Annotated in this window: 14 protein-coding genes and 1 other RNA gene; 6 read left to right on the plus strand and 9 right to left on the minus strand. The window is 41.1% G+C overall.

The window, feature by feature from the left end; translation table 11 throughout:
• Positions 1–479 precede the first annotated feature (479 nt).
• The 4 genes from HWQ36_RS29835 to HWQ36_RS29850 all read right to left on the minus strand — a co-directional run bounded on the left by HWQ36_RS29835 (position 480) and on the right by HWQ36_RS29850 (position 11,273).
• The gene (locus HWQ36_RS29835; RefSeq protein WP_292709569.1) at positions 480–971 is read right to left on the minus strand and encodes a hypothetical protein; all 492 of its coding nucleotides are present in this window, start codon (positions 969–971) and stop codon (positions 480–482) included.
• Between the two features lie 271 nt (positions 972–1,242).
• Positions 1,243–3,828, minus strand: coding sequence for an adenylate/guanylate cyclase domain-containing protein (locus HWQ36_RS29840; RefSeq protein WP_292709571.1), 2,586 nt, complete (start codon positions 3,826–3,828; stop codon positions 1,243–1,245).
• Positions 3,829–3,942: 114 nt separating this feature from the next.
• Positions 3,943–4,161: a hypothetical protein gene (locus HWQ36_RS29845; RefSeq protein WP_292709573.1), complete on the minus strand. Its 219-nt coding sequence runs from the start codon at positions 4,159–4,161 to the stop codon at positions 3,943–3,945.
• Positions 4,162–4,187: 26 nt separating this feature from the next.
• Positions 4,188–11,273 carry an AAA family ATPase gene (locus HWQ36_RS29850; protein ID WP_292709575.1) on the minus strand — a complete coding sequence of 2,362 codons (7,086 nt, stop codon included), beginning with the start codon at positions 11,271–11,273 and terminating at the stop codon, positions 4,188–4,190.
• Between the two features lie 181 nt (positions 11,274–11,454).
• Between HWQ36_RS29850 and HWQ36_RS29855 the strand changes: the two genes are divergently transcribed.
• The 3 genes from HWQ36_RS29855 to pstS all read left to right on the plus strand — a co-directional run bounded on the left by HWQ36_RS29855 (position 11,455) and on the right by pstS (position 14,833).
• Positions 11,455–12,195 (plus strand): cytochrome c biogenesis protein CcdA, encoded by a 741-nt coding sequence (locus HWQ36_RS29855; protein ID WP_292709577.1) that lies wholly within the window; start codon positions 11,455–11,457, stop codon positions 12,193–12,195.
• 30 nt (positions 12,196–12,225) lie between these two features.
• Complete coding sequence (locus HWQ36_RS29860) at positions 12,226–13,620, plus strand: cytochrome c biogenesis protein (RefSeq protein ID WP_292709579.1); 1,395 nt, start codon at positions 12,226–12,228, stop codon at positions 13,618–13,620.
• Positions 13,621–13,738: 118 nt separating this feature from the next.
• Positions 13,739–14,833, plus strand: a complete 1,095-nt coding sequence (gene pstS / locus HWQ36_RS29865) for a phosphate ABC transporter substrate-binding protein PstS (RefSeq protein ID WP_292709581.1) — start codon at positions 13,739–13,741, stop codon at positions 14,831–14,833.
• 375 nt (positions 14,834–15,208) lie between these two features.
• On the opposite strand, the gene queF is transcribed toward pstS, so the two are convergent.
• The 5 genes from queF to HWQ36_RS29890 form a co-directional block, all read right to left on the minus strand.
• Entirely contained in the window at positions 15,209–15,628 is a 420-nt protein-coding gene (queF, locus tag HWQ36_RS29870; protein WP_292709583.1) for a preQ(1) synthase, read from the minus strand.
• Between the two features lie 199 nt (positions 15,629–15,827).
• Complete coding sequence (locus HWQ36_RS29875; RefSeq protein WP_094330725.1) at positions 15,828–16,226, minus strand: hypothetical protein; 399 nt, start codon at positions 16,224–16,226, stop codon at positions 15,828–15,830.
• Positions 16,227–16,383: 157 nt separating this feature from the next.
• Positions 16,384–16,770: a phasin family protein gene (locus HWQ36_RS29880; protein WP_292709586.1), complete on the minus strand. Its 387-nt coding sequence runs from the start codon at positions 16,768–16,770 to the stop codon at positions 16,384–16,386.
• Between the two features lie 25 nt (positions 16,771–16,795).
• Positions 16,796–16,892, minus strand: an RNA gene (gene ffs, locus HWQ36_RS29885) — signal recognition particle sRNA small type.
• 37 nt (positions 16,893–16,929) lie between these two features.
• Complete coding sequence (locus tag HWQ36_RS29890; protein WP_012412163.1) at positions 16,930–17,196, minus strand: YciI family protein; 267 nt, start codon at positions 17,194–17,196, stop codon at positions 16,930–16,932.
• Between the two features lie 166 nt (positions 17,197–17,362).
• Here HWQ36_RS29890 and pip point away from each other — a divergent pair, with 166 nt between their 5' ends.
• The 3 genes from pip to HWQ36_RS29905 all read left to right on the plus strand — a co-directional run bounded on the left by pip (position 17,363) and on the right by HWQ36_RS29905 (position 19,974).
• Positions 17,363–18,301 (plus strand): prolyl aminopeptidase, encoded by a 939-nt coding sequence (gene pip / locus HWQ36_RS29895; protein WP_292709588.1) that lies wholly within the window; start codon positions 17,363–17,365, stop codon positions 18,299–18,301.
• A gap of 151 nt (positions 18,302–18,452) precedes the next feature.
• Entirely contained in the window at positions 18,453–19,085 is a 633-nt protein-coding gene (locus tag HWQ36_RS29900) for a DUF4232 domain-containing protein (protein WP_292709590.1), read from the plus strand.
• A gap of 97 nt (positions 19,086–19,182) precedes the next feature.
• Complete coding sequence (locus HWQ36_RS29905; RefSeq protein WP_292709592.1) at positions 19,183–19,974, plus strand: GH25 family lysozyme; 792 nt, start codon at positions 19,183–19,185, stop codon at positions 19,972–19,974.
• The last annotated feature ends 258 nt before the right edge of the window (positions 19,975–20,232 follow it).

Consider the following 20,232-nt stretch of genomic DNA (forward strand, 5'->3'; position numbering starts at 1 on the left):
TCTTGATTAGTAGTACATACCTGCAAAATAGCTATGTCCAGCTAGATGGTAGATAACAAGTGACGTACTCACTAAAATTCAGATTACTATAATTTTCAAAAAAAGTTAGCAGAAATATCTAAACTTTATGATAAATCAGTAAAGTAAGCATGAAAACTAATTAATATTATCTTTCAGTATTTTTTTGCTCTAATATCCGGGAAGGCTAAAAATGTACAGTAAAAGATAATTTTGTCTGCTTATTTAATTACACTTAATAGATAGATGAATCATTTTATAATAGCAATTTAACCGAAGAATCTCAAGCTTTAAAAGTCACAAATATAAATACAAAATTGCCCGCTTAGACATAGCCCATCGTAAACATGGCATTCATTAACCCATAAGCTATATGTAGCAAAAAGACGCAAAGAAATTCTTTGCGTCTTTGGTGTGAGATTTATAAATGGATATTCTCACCGTGATAATTCTCCATCTACTTAAACTTGTTCGCGCCAGCACCAGCTTAAAAGTGTTCCACCAGCCACCAACTTAACTACTTCCAGTACCCAATAACTACCGTGTAGTAAATTCATGGTCGATGGAATAGCAGCTGCTGCTTCAAATAGGTTTAGCTGAACTCCTATGGCGCACATTTGCGGAGTTAAGAAATAGGTGTCGAGCATAGCTATAGTTAGCAGCAGTCCAGATAAAATAATACTGCCAATGCGCCAGTGATATTGGGTTTTACCCAAGGCTAATGCCCCTGTCAGTACTACAGCAGCAGATAATAATTCCATCCGATTGAAGTTCCAAAAAATCGTATAGCCTGCTGTTGTAAAACCAGCTTGGCTCATCATGCCGGAAAGATAAAGGCTAGGCATAATTACCCAGTCTAAAACTAAACTAGCACTGAGCCAAAAGCCCAAAGTCAATATAATAGCGGTTTGCCAAATTGGTCGTTTGTATTCAAGGCTAGAAATAGCAGTCATAAAATAATTGCGTGTGTTGTATTTCTTAGTTTCTAACTTCATTGGCAGTTTGACAAGTAATATCAACTAACCTTTACAAAGCGATTTATCTTAATTGATTCTTAATCCAATCCCAAGATTTTTTAAACTTGATTGAGAAATATTAAGATATTTTAAAAAATAATTTAAATAGATTTTGCTTCTTAATAAATACTCAATTTTTTATTGCATTTCTAGCCTCTGTCTGGAAACGAGAAAGATGATAATTAGTGGTTAGATTTAGCAAAGTCACCTATTTTTCTTGAAATGTCCAGACACCTTCATCCCAATCTGACTCTGTTGGAGGTGATTGTAACCAATGCTGACAACGGAGAAGATGCAACATCGCAGCTTTATCTTGGTTGTCTGCGGCTAAAACTTTGGCGAACTCGGCTCTAGCAAAGGCAAACTGGCGATTGAGGTAATACTCACGCCCTTTGTGATAATGCTCAATTACTTGCAATTTTTCGCTTTCAATTGGGTTGGAACGCAAACCCAGTAATTCGTATATGGCTACTGGCTCATTTCTGCCTTTGACACGAATGTAATCTAGTTCTCTAGCCCAAATATGATCTTCGCATGGTTTAAAAGTGTTATGGCTAATAATAATGTCGCAACCATATTGTTTACTGACACTTTCTAATCGAGAGCCAAGATTAACGCCATCGCCAATGGCGGTAAATTCCATGCGTTTACTAGAGCCAATATTCCCACTAATTACGGTATCTGAGTTGATGCCAATGCCGATTTTAATTCTGGGTTTATCATCTACATAGCGACGTTGATTAAATTCGTGCAGGCGATGGCGCATTTCTAAGGATGTTTGCACTGCCATCCAAGCGTGTTCTTCTAATGGGAGAGGAGAACCAAACACAGCCATAATTGCATCGCCGATGTATTTGTCAAGAGTGCCTTTATGTTTAAAAACTGCCTCTACCATTGATTCAAAATATTCATTGAGCATACTTACCACTTCTTCTGCTTCCAAGTTTTCTGTCAAAGTGGTGTAGCCGCGAATATCGGAAAATAAAATCGAAACTTCTTTGCGATCGCCACCTAGTTTAGCATCATCTAATTTCAGCAATTCTTCGGCTAATTCTTGAGTCATGTAGCGGTACATGGTACTTTTAAGCCGTTTTTCATCACTGATGTCTTCCATCACCACCAGTGCCCCACGGACTTGCTCGTGGTCGCTGGCATCAGCAATTGTATTGATGGATAAATTAATACTGTGACTTGCTGTACCAGTAGTTACAAGTGTGCGATCGGGGTAATACTGCTGGCGGCCTTTTAAGTCAACTGCATGTAAAGCATCTTGATACCACTTGCTAAAGTCGCCTTCTTTGATGCCGATCGCATCAGTAACTAATTTACCTTCTAATCGGTCATCTATTCCCAGTCCTAGCAAACGTTGGGCGCTTTCATTGGCGGCGATAATTAACCCAGTTTTATCAGTGGAAACTACTCCATTGGAAAGACTACGCAGAATATCCCGTTGCATTTGTTCTTGTTGCTTGACTGTGGCAAACAACTGAGCATTTTGCAGCGCTACTCCCGCTTGAATATTAAAAGCTTCCATAAATTCTTCATCGTTGCGGTCAAAGCTAGCTTGGAAGCAGTCGGGAGCTTTGGGCCAATCAACAGGATTATAATGGGGAAAATCACCAGTTTTCTTTTTATTTACGAGTTGGGTAACGCCAATCAGTTGTTGATCGGCGTTAAATACTGGCATACAAAGTAAGCTACAGGTGCGATAACCATTTTGCTGGTCAAGTTTTTTGGCGGTATCAGAGTCAGGATCGTCGTACAAATCAAAGGCAATATTCAGTTTCTTGCCAGAAGCCGCTACTATCCCCGCAAAGCCTTTGCCTACGGGGACTCGTAATTCTTTAGTTGAACCATCATCCTGAGTGATTTTCGTCCACAATTCATGACGATCGCGGTCTATTAACCATAGTGTACTGCGATCGGCATTCATCAATTCCTTGGCTTCATCCATTACCCGCTTCAGGGTGTCTTCTAAGTCGAGACTGCTTTGAGAGAGAGACTTGATCGCTTTCATTAGCGCCGCCACTGCTCTTTGTTTTTGGGTGGCGACATAAAAAGAGCGCGAGGATTCTAAAATTAGGCGAATCGAAGGAGCAAATTCTTGAAATAATTGTTCGTCACAAGAGAGAAAACCTTTGGTATCAATCCGCTCTGCCAGGGGAGCGGCGTGATTATTCCCATATTTTAATTTATTCAGTAATTGTACTACTGCAACTAACTGTCCATGTTCGTTTAACAACGGCAAAGCCAGCATGGTGTAGGTGCGGTAGCCAGTTCTTTTTTCTTGTTCTTGGGCAAAATGCGATCGCGGATCGTTATAAAAATCAAAGGGAATATTGATCACTTGTTTGAAAGTGGCAACTTCCCCAGCAATGCCTTTATTGGCAGGGATGCGAATTTCTAAAGAGCGATCGCCCTCACCTTCAGCTAAAATCGACCAGAGTTCTTGTTTTTCTTCATCTAATAAAAATATCGTTGTCCGGTCTGCCCCCAGTAATTCTCCGGTTTTCAAGGTAATGGAATGCAACATTTCTTGCAGGAGAGTTTCAAACCCCTGAGAATCCAGCATTGATAGGGTTTGATGGACAATCTGTAATTTTTGCTCGACATCCTGAACAACCTGCTTAAAAGTATCCTGAGTCAGGGGAGCAAGAAACGTAGAAAAATTTCCTTGTGTTGTGGCAAGAGCGCCCACAGGAGCAGAATTTGCTGGTAATTCGAGGTTTTCTTGGTTGTGAACACCAATAATCAAATCGGTGGCCTCCCCACAACTTTCTTGATACACTGACATAACTGGTATTTTATATAGCAGGATGAGATTTTAGATTTAAGAATGAGATGAAATTTATGTAACTTGTGCTAAAAGCAACAATGCCTTGATATTATCCATAGTTTAATCGCTTGTTTAGCTAGCGTCATCCTGTGAATAAGGGTGGAAGTTGATTACCAACAACCATATCTTGACCAGAACCCCTTGCCACTGACGCATACAGATGATGAATAGAGGGTCAGACCCCTGATTTAAACGATAAAACAATATTGTCTGTATCCCGTATATCATTACCAAGACGCGATAAATCGCCGTCTCTACAAAAGACCGATTATTGTAGAGACGGCGATTCATAGCGTCTCTTGTCTTAACCGAACTGACTACAAACTTTTAATTAACGATCCGATCGCCTTTACCAATTCTTCTGGATCTACAGGTTTGGAAATATGTTGTTGAAATCCAACAGCGATCGCTTGCTGATGATCTATCTCTCCAGCATAGGCAGTTAAAGCGATCGCCGGAATTGTCCCGCCTTGCTCTGGTTCTAGACTCCTAATCTGTCGCATCAGCATATAGCCATCCATTTCTGGCATCCCAATATCACTAATAATCAAATTTGGCTGAAATTGACTCAGTGCAGTTAAAGCTGCAATGGCTGAGGCTACAGCTGTCACAGTTGCCCCATATTGCTCCAGCATGAAAGGTAAAAATTCTCGCATATCTGCGTCATCATCGACCACGAGAATCTCTAAGCCAGACAAGGGTAAGGACTGATCTGGCAGAAGTGAGGAGTTATCTTTTGCATCCTTGATTCCTTTACTTTGATTCTGTAAACATGGAAGTCTGACGGTGAAAGTTGCTCCTTGTTCTTCGCCCAGGCTTTCTGCTTGCACAGTTCCGCCGTGAAGTTCTACAAGATGCTGGACGATCGCTAATCCTAAACCTAAACCGCCAAATTTTCGAGTTGTGGCACCATCTGCTTGACGGAAATAATCAAAGACGTAAGGTAAGAACTCAGGTGCAATCCCTTTTCCTGTATCAGTTATGCGAATTTGTACCTGTGAGCCAACCTGCTCTAATTTAATTTTTACCTGTCCCTCAGTGGGAGTAAACTTAATGGCATTGGAAAGAATATTCCAAATAACTTGTTGCAATCGATTGGCATCACCTAAAACTGGCCCGACACCAGATTCAATAATTGTCTGAATCTCGATGGACTTAGCCTGTGCTGATAAACGCACTGTTTCGATCGCAGCTTCAATAACTGATATCAAATTAATCGGGCCGAAATTGAGGCTCAACTTACCCTGAAGGATGCGGGAGACATCAAGCAAATCTTCAATTAATTGGGTTTGTAACTTGGCGTTGCGCTCAATGGTTTCGAGGGCGCGATCGCTTGTTGCTTGGTCAAGTTTGCGACTCCGCATCAGCTTTGTCCAACCCAGAATCGGGTTAAGGGGTGTTCTCAGTTCATGGGATAGCACGGCTAAAAATTCATCTTTGATGCGGTTTGCTGATTCAGCAGCATTTCGCGCCATTCGTTCGGCTTCGTAAAGATGGGTACGAGTGATCGCTTGGGCGCATTGTTGAGCAAGAGCCAAGATAAACGCTTGATCTTCTCCACTAAGTAGTTGAAGTTGGTCAAATCCTAAAGTTATACCTCCAATTGCCGAACCCTCCACCATCAAAGGAATAGAAATCCAAGCATTAATGTCATATTGGGCGTAAGCTTCAGCTAGATGAGGGTAACGAGCTATTCTATTTTGTTTTGATTCAACCCAAATGGGTTGTCCAGTCCGTACAGCTTCGGCTAGAGGAAAAGGTGAATCAATAGAAAAATGCTGCCAAGTATCTACCAAATCTTGCTGATAGCCAACCGCCTGCACAATTTCTAGTTCAGTTTTGTTTTCATTCAGTAAGGCGACGAAGACACAACTGGCTCCCAAGGCAGCCAGACTTTGCTCTACAATGACTTCAGAGACTTGGGCTGGTGTCAGCGATTCTGAAAGGGCAGCCGTGATCGATTGCAGACGGGCAATGCGCTCTAGGGCTTGCACTGCGGTTTTTTGGGCTTGCTGTGCTTCTTGGTAAAGGCGGGCATTATCAATAGCGATCGCTGCTCGATGGGCAATATCTTCAGCTAGTAACAAGTCAGCCGTGCTGTAACGACGTTCTGATTCTGCCGTAAAAAAGGAAATTGCACCAAAAATTCTTTCCCGTGCCATCAAGGGCAGTATTATACAGGATTTTAAACCGATTTCACGTATAATTCTGAGATGTTCTGCATCTGGAATACCTTGTACTAGGGCTGCATCTGAAATTTCAGTTACCATTTCAGCAATTCCTGTACGCAGGACTTTAGGCACACCTTGAGGTTCATCCATCTTTCTAGGATAATGCTGATGAAGTTCCCAACCGAGTTTAACTTTCTCTGGATCTCGGTGAGCAACTGCTACCCGATTAATTGATTGGTTCTCTTGCAGCAGATCGACGCTGCACCAATCGGCGAAGTAAGGCACAACCAGGTTGGCCACACTTGCTAGCGTGCTTTCGTAATTGAGGGAAGATGCAAGGGTTGCACTGACTTGAGCTAAAAATGCTGCTCGTTTTTGATCGGCTTCTGCTTCCTGTCGCGCGGTTTGCTCTTGAATTAGTTGGATACGTTCGGCTTCAGCTTGTTTGCGATCTGTGATATCAAGCACAACACCACTCATGTGTGTGGCTTTACCTGCTTCGTTGAAAAAGGCTTTTCCCCGGCAGGCTAGGTAGCGGATACTGCCGTCATCCCAAATAATTCGATATTCTAAATCATGCTCGATACCTTCGTTAATTGCTCGACTCAACGATTGAGCCAGCAATGGGCTATCATCTGGATGCAAACGAGCTAAAATTGCTTCCGAAGTTGCAACAAAAGTTTCAGGTGTTAACCCAAATAGTTGATAAGTCTGCTCATCCCAGTCAAACAAATCATTGGCAATATCCCAACTCCAAACACCAATTTTGCCAGACTTCAATGCCAAGTTGAGTTGTTCTTGGCTGTTCTCTAAATTTTGATAAAGACGAGCATTTTCTAGAGAAATAGCAATTTGAACTGTCAAAATCTCTAGTACCGAAAGTTTGTCCTGTGTAAAGGCGCTGGGAATGAGATTGTTTTCTAAATATAAAATACCAAGTAATTTTGACTGACGTGCGATCGGTAAACAAAGTACAGATTTAGGTTGTTTTTGGATTATATACTCATCTCTAGAAAACATATTTTGCTCAGTAGCATTCTGCAAAATCACTGTTTCTTGAGTTCGCTGCACATAATTCAGCATTGATTGCGGAATAACTTGTGAAATTTCGCCATCAAATACGGGTCGAGAAACATTCGGTTTCTCAGCCTGGGGATTAACTTTAGCTTCTACTTCAATTACCAAATTTTGCTCGTGTTCAAGCAACAAATAACCGATTTCTGCTCCTGCTTGCTCAATGACAATTTGCATTAATGTCTTTAATAACCGCGAAAAAACAATTTCACTAGATATGCTTTGAGAAGCTTTAACTACTGATAAAAAGTCTAGATGTTCACCTGTGGTGATAAATGTTCCGTTAGAAATAAGCTGTTGTTGTGGCAATAAGTGAGGATAGCATTCTTCTAAGTGCTTAACTTTAGCGGATGCCTCCCAGCGCAGATATGCATTTTTAGCTTCTTGCAAGTAGGTTTTGGCAATTAATTCAAACTCTCGCTCCAAGTAAAACTTAGCGCCTAGTTCATTAGCCAAAGCTTCATATTGCACAAATCCCTGCTCGCGGGCTGAAGCAATTGATTGTTCATACAAGCGCATTGCTTCCAAGTCTCGACCTTGAATTCGAGCTATTTCAGCAGCTATTAATTGAGACTTATGTAAGAAGTTTGCAGGGCAGTGTTTAGCCCAGTATTGCAATTGTTGCTGATGGGATTCTAGAGTTAGCAAAAACTGTTCTTGCTCTTGAAAAGATACAGTTGGATAAAGAGCAGTTAGAGTCAGTGAGTAATATAAAATATAATCTGTTTCAATGGGTAATGCCAGTGTCGTAACGGGGAATTTAGATAATTCTAATGCACAACTTAGTGCTTCTGTATATTGTCCATAAGTAAAAAATATAATTAATTTGATAATGTGATAAAAAATAATTCCACTGACAAAACCTGCATCTGTAATAAGAGATAAAGCGGATGATTCATCAAATTCATCATTACTTAGAGTCAAACTTTGGTGAGTGAGTCCGCGCAGATTCATCAGCAACATCTGCTGTAGTCTGATTGTCTGATAGACAGCCTCATGTTTAGACTGGCGGGCAAATACAATGTATTTCTCTAGAGATTTATATGTATCTGAAAGTGGAGAGCCTAATTGGATAATTTGCCACGATCCTTGATAACCGTTGTAGTTTGCCATCGTCACATCGCCTGCTTCCACACAGCCAATAAATCCTCGTTCTAAAAAGGGAATATCGGTAGCAATATGGTTACGCCAAACGTTGATATGACTTCCATGAATGTGTAGAACAACTCCTCTAAGTTTCAAGTCGTGCAACTTTTCATTCAATTGAATTGTCATCTCAGAAAATGCGTAGCCTGTAGGAATATCATGGAAGATAGAAACTAACAACATGGCGTACATACTGTAAGCAAAGCAGGACTCTTCCGTATTCCCAAACTTGAGTGAGTAGTTAACTGCTTTAAGTACGACTAAGGGAAAGAGATGAGGTCTACCAAGATAAGTAGGTGGGCCCAAAGTTGTCAACAGACTAATTACTGTTTTAATATTGGGGTCTTCGATTACTAAAGAATCAATTAAATCAGAGACTTCTCTGTTATCTAGATTAATTAATATCTGGTTTTTTTCAATTGCGATCGCAGCTTGCACTTCTTCATTTGCATCAGGGAATGTTACCCCAAAAAGTTTTAAAGCTTCTAATCCCAATGTCAGCGCCTCTTCATATCTACCCGCAACTTGATAGAGTCTGATTTGCAGCATATAAATATTAGATTTTTCTACATGAGATTCTACTTTGAGCAATAGTAAGTCAAATAATTGTTCCGCTTGTTCTAAATTTCCTGTTAAAAATTCACACTCAGCTAGTTTTCTAAATAAAGTAAATGTTTGTTCATATTGTTCTATCCAGGCATTCTCAGCTAAAAGATTCATGGCAACGCTAAAAAATCTTTTAGCAGGAGTGTAGGCTGTAGATGCTTTTGCCTTCTTACCAGCGATTAAATTCAATCTTACCAATTCATCTTTTTCTGTCTGTTCAATAATCAGATTAACTGCGAGGTTTAATTGATTAACTAAATCAAAAATTTGCTCGTTGACTTTTTCCTGACTAGAATTTTTCAGCAAAAGTCGCCCAATCGTCAGATGAACTACCGACTTTGATTCATCAGCAATTAAAGCATAAGCAGCTTGTTGAACTCGGTCATGATAGAAACGATAGTTTCTACCAGCACTTTCATCTGACTCTACGAGGATAATTAATCCTCTTAAAATTGCTTCAGCAAGGGCATTTGCTGTTTCTTGAATAGATTTTTCACCAACGATCGCTAAAACTTCTAGATCAAAGCGATTACCAATACAGGAGGCTAATTTAAGCACTTCTTGAGTTGCGGCTGGCAGTTTTTGCATCCGCCCAATCATCAAACTGACAATATTATCTGTAATACCTTGGGCTTCAATCTGAGCTAGATCCCATTTCCAAATTCGATATTGAGGGTTAAAATTTAGCAGATTTTCTTGATGCAGCGTTTTCAAAAATTCATTGACAAAAAAAGGATTACCATCAGTTTTTTGGATAATCAATTGAGCAAGAGGTTCTACTTGTTCTGCTGAACTATGCAATGTATCAGCAATCAATTGATTTACATAAACAAGATTCAAAGGAGTAAGAAGAATTCCAGTTGTTCTTACTCCCTGCTGGCAAATCTTCTCCATCATCAAACTAAAGGGATGCACAATATCTATTTCATTATCTCGATAGGCTAAAATGAAGCAGAGATATTGGATACTAGACCCAGTAATGACGGTTTTAATTAAATTTAAAGTAGCGCTGTCTGCCCACTGCATATCATCTAAAAAAACAGTGAGTGGATGCTCTTTTTGAGAAAAGACGCTGATAAAATTCTGAAATACTAAATTAAATCGGTTTTGAGATTCAGCAGGCCCCAACTCTGGTATAGGTGGCTGTTCGCCAACGATTAATTCAACTTCTGGAATTACATCGGCGATTAATCTACCATTGTTCCCTAATGCTGCTTGTATTCGCTTTTTCCAATTGGCAAGTTGATCTTCCGGCTCGGTTAAAATTTGTCTAACAAGTGTTTGAAAAGCTTGAACAATGGTGAAGTAAGGAATATCTCGTTTGTACTGATCGAATTTACCACAGATAAAAACCCCACGTTCTCGCACAATTGGCTTGTGAATCTCTTTCACTAAAGAAGATTTACCAATTCCAGCATAGCCAGAGACGAGGACAATTTCTGGTTTTCCTTGGCTAACAACTCGCTCAAATGCTTGCAGAAGCTTGGCAATTTCTTGTTCTCGCCCATACAATTTTTGGGGAATTTGAAAGCGATCTGAGATATCTTGCTCACCCAAAACAAAGGATTGAATTTCTCCGGTTGTTTCCAATTGTTTTAAGCATTGTTCCAGATCAAATTGCAAACCTAAAGCGCTTTGATATCTCTGTTCTGCAACCTTCGACAACAATTTGATGATGATGTCACAGAGCATTTGAGGAATATCAGAGTTGAGCTTTTTCGGGGATGGCGGAGATTTGGCAATATGACAATGCACCCACTCTAAGGGGTCTTTGCCTTGAAATGGCAGCTGACCTGTCAGCATCTCATAAAAGGTGACTCCCAGTGAATACAAATCGCTACGATGGTCAATTCCTCGATTCATCCGCCCGGTTTGTTCAGGTGAAAGATAAGGTAAACTGCCTTCAATGCGACTGGAACTGCTAACCATTTGCTGCTGATATGGAATGAAAGCAGCAATTCCAAAATCAGCAATTTTAACCTGATTAGTTTCGAGATTAACTAAGATATTTTGCGGCTTAATATCTTTATGGACAATGTGATGAGTGTGAATTTGTGCGAGTTTGCTGGTGATTTCAATAGCAATTTTTAAGAATGAAACAGGTTCTTGAAATTGGTCTAGCAATTGATCGAGCGATCGCGCCTCAAAATCCTCCATAATTAAATAAGGGATTCCCTGGTGCATCTCTAAGGCGTAAACCTGGACTGCGGCGGCGATATTTAACCTTTGAGCGATCGCATACTCATGTTTGAATTGTTCAATATTATTGGGTGTACACTGTTCTGCACGTAGCCCTTTGATAATTACCGGACACTGGTCTTTAACCTTGATTCCACGGTATATGACTGCTTTTACCCCTGCTTTTAACAAAGTGACAATTTTAAATCCGGGTAATGCAATCATCATGCCAAATACTCCAGCCGTGTTTCTTCAGGGATAATTCGAGCTTAATTGTATTTTAGATACATTTCTTCGGGCAGATGAAGTTTAGATGATATTAGATTCTGATAATCACTTCTGCTGACTCTACAGACAAAAATAAGCTACAATTCAAGCAGAGTAAGCATTTCCCGCTCAGAAATTCCCCATGTTTGATCATCTGCAAACCCAAATTTACCAGCTAGAACAATTTGCCAACAGCCTCGTTTCTAACCAACTGACACACCTAAGCTTGGTGAGCGTTGGTATCATCTTTGTGGCTGGCTTGCTCACCAGTCTTACACCCTGTATGCTTTCTATGCTGCCAATTACCATTGGTTACATCGGTGGTTATGAAGCCAAAAGCCGCTTGCAAGCAGCTGCTCAATCAACTTGGTTTGCTTTAGGATTAGCAACTACATTAGCTGGAATGGGAATTATAGCAGCTTTTGTAGGAAAAGTCTATGGACAAGTGGGAATTGGTTTGCCGATTATCGTCAGCATTATCGCCATTCTCATGGGGTTGAACTTATTAGAAGCATTGCCTCTGCAATTTCCATCCTTGGGCGAAACCAATTGGATTTCGCAAGATTTACCAACAGGATTGCGTTCCTATTTGCTGGGGCTGACTTTCGGCTTAGTGGCATCCCCTTGTAGCACACCTGTTTTAGCCAGCTTGCTGGGTTGGATTGCGAATACACAAGACTTAATTTTAGGCGCTGTTTTGCTACTTTCTTACACAGCCGGTTATGTAGCACCATTGATTTTGGCGGGTACTTTTACAGCTTCAATTAAAAAATTACTAGAATTGCGTCGCTGGTCTGGCTGGATTAACCCAGTTAGCGGGGCACTATTGGTAGGATTCGGTGTATTTTCCTTAATTTCTCGGATTCCCCTTGGCAGTTTTTAATATCAATACCTTTATTAGATTTTACACATAATGACTTTAGAAGATTCATCCAAAGAATTAAAATGGTGGGCAATACCTGGGGAGTTCTTACGGCAAGAGCTTTTGCCAGTACTGACTAACTTACGACTAGCGATCGCACTACTGCTATTGATTGCAATCTTTAGTTCCACCGGTACTGTAATTGAACAAGGTCAGCCACCCGCATTTTATCAGGCTAACTACCCAGAACATCCAGCTTTGTTTGGTTTTTTAACTTGGAAGGTAATTCAGGTAGTTGGGTTAGACCATGTATATCGTACCTGGTGGTTTCTGGCATTACTCATCTTATTTGGCACTAGCTTAACTGCTTGTTCTTTTACCCGTCAGTTACCAGCCTTAAAAGCTGCCCAGCGCTGGAAATATTACGAAGAACCACGGCAATTTCAAAAATTAGCTTTAAGTGCAGAACTAGATAATGGTTCTCTAAATTCTCTCAGCGAACTATTACAGAAACGCCGCTATAAAATTTTTCCAGATCAAGAAAAAGAAAATATCCTCTATGCCCGCAAAGGAATAGTCGGACGCATCGGCCCAATTATCGTTCATATTGGCATCGTCGCTATTCTGCTAGGGGGAATTTGGGGGGCGATGACTGGGTTTCTGGCTCAAGAAATGGTTGCAAGTGGCGATACATTTCAAGTGACAAATATTGTCGATGCTGGTCCAATAGCCGCAAAAATCCCAAAAGATTGGTCTGTGCGCGTCAATCGTTTTTGGATTGATTACACCCCATCTGGCGGCATCGATCAATTTTATTCAGATATGTCTGTCTTAAATAAGCAGGGAGAGGAAATTGACCACAAGAAGATTTTTGTCAACGAGCCTCTGCGCTATCATGGCATAACTTTTTATCAAACTGATTGGGGAATTGCAGGCATTCGCGTCCAATTTAACAACAGCCCGATTTTTAAGCTACCAATGGCGCAATTGGACACCAACGGACAAGGGCGCATTTGGGGAACCTGGGTTCCTACGAAACCGGATTTGAGTGAGGGTGTATCTTTACTAGCCAAAGACTTGCAAGGGATGGTATTAATTTATGATCCCACTGGTAAACTCATTGATACAGTCCGCGCTGGGATGTCAACCGAAGTCAATGGCGTGAAGCTGAAAATTTTGGATGTCATTGGCAGCACTGGCTTACAAATTAAAGCCGATCCGGGCATACCAATTGTTTACTCAGGATTTGGCTTACTAATGCTGGGTGTAGTGATGAGTTACTTTTCTCATTCACAAATATGGGCATTGCAAAAAGGCGATCGCTTATACGTTGGTGGCAAAACTAACCGCGCCCAAGTTGCTTTTGAACAAGAGGTTTTAGATATTTTAGATCGGCTGAGTTCAGAGCCAAAAATTGAGGAGAAAGAGACAGCTATTGAAGTTTAAAAGCAAAGGTACGCACAGTTTTCACTTCTGCTGTGCGTACCTTTGTATTTCAAATTTATTTTCCTCGTTTTACAATTAATTACACCCACACGGCTACAGATTGGAAAATTATTGAACATTGGAACTAAAGATTCATATATCTGCTCAACTTCAATCTAAACGACGGGTTTGCCTACTACCCATAATCGCTATCTTGTTGAGTATCGTTTCTTGTACTGCCGATAATAAAAAAATCAAGCACATTTCTCTCGTTGGTGCTGGGGCAAGTTTTCCTGCGCCTTTATACGAACGCTGGCTTTCAGATTATAACCAGCAAAATTCCAATGTGGAAATTAACTATCAAGCTATAGGAAGCAGTGCTGGGGTGCAACAGCTTCTTGAAGGTACTGTGGACTTTGCAGCTAGCGATGTGGGAATTACAAATGAACAAGCAGCTAAGATAAAGAGGGGAGTTATTGCTTTACCCATGACTGCTGGTTCCATAGTATTGGCTTACAACCTTGCCCCTACCCTCCAGTCATCTCAAGTCAATCTGCCAAATGGTTTAAAGCTTTCACGTCAAGTCTACGTAGATATTTTTCTCGGAAAAATTACCAATTGGAATAATCCGAGAATAGCTGTAGCTAATCCAGGGGTAAATTTGCCCAATCTACCGATTCAGGTTGTACACCGAACTGATGGTAGTGGAACTACAAGTGTGTTGACACAACATCTAAGTGTCATAAGTCCAGAATGGAAAAGCAAAGTTGGAACTGGTAAATCTGTAGCATGGCCAGTAGGAATTGCTGGAAAGGGTAATGAAGGTGTTACCGCCTTAGTTCAACAGATCCCAGGAGCTATTGGCTATGTAGAATACATCTACGCCAAACAAAATAAACTTCCTGTGGCTGCTTTGGAAAATAAATTTGGTAATTATATTACGCCGACACCAGAATCTGTAGCTCAAACCTTGGAGTCAGTAAAATTACCCGCCAATAACTTGATTGCTTTTATCAACGATCCTACAGGTTCCCAGTCTTATCCCATCGTTACTTATAGCTGGATTTTGACTTATCAGCAATATCCAAACCGAGTCAAAGGTGAAGCGCTGAAAAAATTTATTGATTGGGCTTTGATTGAGGGGCAAAAATCCAGTTTGGAACTCGGATATATTCCTTTGTCTAAAAAAGTTGTGCTTCAAGTAAAATCTGCTGCAAACAGAATTGCAGAATAACTAGTAGTCTGTCAAGTCAACAATTCTTAGTAATATCATGTTCGCATAATTAGTTATGATTTCCACAGTTATTGCACCCCACCCCTTAATCCCCTGGGAGACGAAGCGTAGCTTTGGCGGGGTGGGGTTCTTCGGGTTTAATAAGTAATCAAGCGAACATGATATAAACCAAGTTTTAGAATCTTTCTCTCTGCGTTCTCTGTGCCTCTGCCGTTCGTTCTCTTATCCCTCAAATTTAATGACATAGACTACTAGTTTTTAGTTTAGGGTAGGCGATCGCCTTATTTGATCGACTTGAGAGTCAAAAGTCCTGATTTTTCTCCCCTAGCGTCTCGTAGAGAGGACTAAAGTCCTCATTACAAGCCCAAGTTTTCATTATGGGTACTTTTGATGACGCACTTCAACTACAGTATGTACATTACCACGAGGCGTAAAATCTGCTTTCACAGTGGCTTCTAAAGGATCGCAAGCAGCCACAAAATCATCCAAAATTTGGTTAGCAGATTCTTCGTGGGAAATATAGCGATCGCGATAACTATTAATATAAAGTTTAAGCGCCTTTAATTCCACTACCCGTTCATCAGGCACATAAGTAACGTAAATTGTCGCAAAGTCAGGATAGCCAGAAAAGGGACATTTACAAGTAAATTCCGGCAAAGTAATATTAATGTCATATCGTCTTCCCACACGCGGATTTGGGAAGGTAATTAATTTACCTTCCGCAATGTCGCGTTCACCATACTTCATTTCTTGGTTTGCCTGAGATCCACTTTCAGGAAATTTGTCATTTGTCATTTGTCATTTGTCATTTGTTATTTGTCATTTGTCATTTGTCATTTGTTATTTGTACTGAGCGACTTGTGCCGAGCCTGTCCTGAGCGTAGCCGAAGGGCGAAGTCGAGGTAAGTCGAAGTATTAGTCATTGGTCATTAGTTATTCTCCCCTGCTTCCCCTGCCTCCCCTGCTCCCCCATCTCCCCACTCCCCTCAGCCTCTCAATACTCTTCCTTCTCCCAGTCTGGACAATTCTCATCTTCACAACCGTGGGGATGCATGGCACAAACTAACAAATTACCACTATAAACTTGACCGTGGTAATGAGTACAACCGATGCAGGCAGGATTTTTTTCAGCCGTAGGTTCAACCGAATAAGGAAAACCTGGATCTACATCTGCTACCATGTCTTCCAGTTCCCAGTAAGCCTCCAACATTGGTTCGGCTAAATCCTGTAAATACTGATCGACTTCAGTAACAATATTAGGGACTTGCTCAGTAATTTCTTCCGTTAGCTCAAAAAAAGCGTCAACCATTTCACTCATTCCCAGGAAGAAACGCTCTACTTCATCAGCCACTGTTTCAACGATTTCTGCTAAATCCTTTTGCCACTGTTCCATAAACTTGACACCTTTGCAGGCTATAAACAGGACGCTTTGTGTTATCTGGGTGGAAGCACTAGAATACACACTAGGCAATGTATCTTATCAAGTTTCTATATGAAGTGCTATGTCAAATTGCCACTTATTACCGGTTATATCGAGTAAAAAATAATTTTTATTGATCGCGTTGCAATCGTTTTAACTCGTTTTGCAGGTCTAGCACTTCTTGACGCAATTTATCCGCACTTTCATCAGTTGATCCCTCTTTCACCGTTGGTTCTTCATCATCCTCTAAAATTTCAATGCGGCGAGGTTCAGAAGGAGGTGTTTTTTCGGAGGTTTCACTAGATGGTTGGGCTTGTTGGGCTTGCTTCATCATTTCTTCAACGAAGCGGCGGGCTTCTTCTGTATTCATTTCGCCCTTTGCCACCATTTCGTCTGCCAGTTTTTGGACTTGCGATCGCACTTGGGCTAATTTTCCCCCTGCTTTCTCACCTGCGTAAGAAGCTAATCCAACACCGAGGTAAAAAGCTTTTTGAACAATATCTCCAAAACCAGCCATTGTTGCTGACCGCTCCTAAAAATAGGGCGACCCGGAGACTACGCCTATTACAAGCCTCCCGTGTTGCTGCTACCTTCCGGTTCTGACAAGATTTGGGTGTTGCAATCGCATAGATCCAGGTCTTCTACAAGCATAACATGAAAAACCAGTAAGTGTGTGTTATTCCATAACAATTCGCCATTCGTAAAGCTGATAGTTGACGCAGCCGTGTTTTACCAACGGGTCATCAGCGACAATTGCTTCTGCTTCCTCCTTAGAGGCTGCCTCAAACAGCAACATTCCGCCTCTTTGTTCTGCCCAATAACCTGTTCGCGCTTTGTGTCCTTTAGCAATCAAGTCCTGGATGTAGGCTTTGTGGGCAGGTACATATTGGTCAAAGGTCGGTTTATCGACTTTCCCTTCTTCAATTTTGACGAACCACGGCATTTACTTGCGACCTCTCGTAATAATTTTGGATTTTAGACTTCGGCTCCTTTCGACTTCGCTCAAGGCAAGCCGCTCAGTCGAACGATTTTGGATTTTGGATTGGGAATAATCAAAGCTCCCGAAGGCAAGCGATCGCAATGACAACATTACTGATAAAATATCTAAAATGCGAGAACTTTACCCAGCGATCGAGCCTTACCTAGAAGGTAGTTTAAAGGTTTCCGACCTACATACCATTCATTTTGAAGAGTCAGGAAACCCCCAGGGTCAACCCATCGTTTTGCTGCATGGCGGCCCTGGTGGTGGATGTCCACCTTTTTATCGGCAATATTTCCACCCAGAAAAATGGCGGATAGTGATGTTTGACCAGCGTGGTTGTGGTCAAAGTACGCCCCATGCTGAATTACGAGAAAACACCACTTGGGATTTAGTCAGTGATCTCGAAAAACTGCGCCAACATTTAGGTATAGAAAAGTGGGCGGTTTTCGGTGGTAGTTGGGGTAGCACTTTATCATTAGCCTACAGCCAAACCCATCCTTCTCGCTGCACGGCATTAATTCTCCGTGGTATTTTTATGCTGAGGCAAAAAGAGTTGCGATGGTTTTACCAAGAGGGTGCTAGCTATATTTTTCCTGATGCTTGGGAAGCTTATGTCGAACCAATTGCGATCGCAGAACGTGATGATATGATCGCAGCATATTACAAACAGTTGACCAGTCCAGATTTAGAAATTCAATTAGCAGCAGCGCGTGCTTGGTCAATTTGGGAAGCTAGTACAAGTAGACTTTTTTTAGACCCAGAACTCATGCAAAAGTTTGGCGAGAGCGAATTTGCTTCAGCTTTCGCACGTATTGAATGCCATTACTTTATGAATAAGGGATTTTTGGAAACAGAAGATCAATTACTCTTAAATGTAGACCGCATCCGCCATATTCCGGCTGTAATTGTTCAGGGACGCTATGATGTAGTCTGCCCAATGATATCAGCTTGGGAATTACATCGCGCTTGGCCAGAAGCCGAATTTATAGTAGTTCCTGATGCCGGACATTCGATGAGTGAACCAGGAATTTGCAGTGCTTTGATTGAAGCAACAGATAATATTTAATGCGGTTGAATACCTAGCTTATGGAACGGAGAAGTTCGCCAAAAAAGGGAATGTTAAGACCAAACCCACAACAAAGCAATCCCTAGTGAAAAGGGAAACTAACACTGTATGTAAAGCATCAGTGTAAGTAATTCACTACAAAAAAAGAGATATGCGAATTCTAATTGTGGAAAGCAGTATGTTGTTGCTCCTGACTGCGGTGACAACAGGCTGTGTCAGTTCTCCCTCTGTTACAAAACAGCCACAAGCCTTACCAGCAATCACTGAACAGCCTATAAAGGCAACTGTGTTGACCTCAACACCTACACCGGCTGAAAAAACTACAAACAGTTCTACCCCTGAACCCACTATTGCTACGAATCCGACGCGCTGTGAAACTAGCCAATTGTCAGTGCGCCGAGTCTCCGAAGATGCTGGCGTTGGGAATATTGCTCTCACCTACGCCTTCACTAATAACGCCTCATCCCCTTGCACCCTCAACGGTTATCCGGGATTGGCACTACTAGATGCAAAAGGTCAGCCGTTGGAAAGGGTTAAAGTTATCCGCTCCAAAGACACTTACTTTTCGAGTCAGCAACCTCGACAACAAGTAACTCTAGCTCCTGGAAAACAAGCCTCATTTCAAGTAGCATACAATCACATCAGTTCGCCCCAGGAAAACTGCCCAATTTCTAATAAGATTGAAATTACGCCTCCGAATGCTTACCAGCACCTTACCGTCACAGAAGAAATCAAACCTTGTACAGGCAAAGTCAGAGTTACCCCAGTCCGAGCAGTCTTGTAAATTTATGTAATTTACTAAAAAATCTAAAAATAGCATAAATTTGATTAGAGCCTCTGATAAGTTCAGTATTGTACTGTTCAAAAAGGTTAAGGATTTTATGCTAGGAATTGATGTTGCCGATCAAGACGGCAGAGTAGATTGGACGGCTGTAAAAAACTCTGGTAAAACCTTTGCGTTTGTCAAAGCTACAGAAGGAGTTAGCATTAAAGACTCTGCTTTTGCTCATCACTGGCAGACCATGAAAACAGTTGGTATTATTCGGGGTGCTTATCATTTCTTTCATCCCCATACATCTGACCCGGTTCAGCAAGCGCAGGAATTCTTAAAAACGCTGGGGAAATTAGAACCAGGAGACTTACCACCAGTTCTGGATGTAGAGGTAACTGACAAAGTAAATAGCCAAGCTGTAATTAGTGCAGCTAAACTGTGGTTAGCAGAGGTAGAAAAAGCCCTTTTACAACAAACGAAAAAACCAATTAAACCAATTATTTATACCTTCCCCAGTTTCTGGACAGAACTTGGCAATCCATCTGATTTTGCGAGTTATCCGTTATGGATTGCCCACTACGGAACCCAGAACCCAAGTATTCCTGGCGCTTGGCAGGGGCAATACCTAATCCATCAATATGAAGGTGATATCTCTGGTGTAGCTGGTGTTAGTGGTCGAGCCGATTTGAATAGATTTAATGGATTACAGCTAGGAGATTCTGGGCTAAGGGTCAAACAATTACAACAGCAATTAAAAGATATTGGATTATATACTGATGCCATTGACGGGAAGTTTTCTGAGTCAGTTAAGGATGCAATTGTTAGTTTTCAAACATCTAAAAAATTGCAAGCTGATGGAATTGTCGGTTTAAAAACTTGGGTAGCTTTACTGTGGATTTAGAATGGATAAGTCTACTCAATAAATAGACCCATACTCACCATCAAATTGATGTAAACATTTTGTGATGTCTTACGTCTAATATTTACTTATTTTGATTACCCAGTGCAGTTGTTTTAAATATTAGCTACTTATTGAAATTCCCTCATGTTGCTTCGAGGGCTTTTCAATAAGTAGTTAGGCGTAAATAAATTAAAGTTTGTAGTGAGTTAGCGCGGTCTTCTCACATTGGGAGAGGCTAGCGCCTGCCGTAGGATGCCC

This window comes from Nostoc sp. NMS2, assembly GCF_017115105.1.
Lineage (GTDB): Bacteria > Cyanobacteriota > Cyanobacteriia > Cyanobacteriales > Nostocaceae > Nostoc.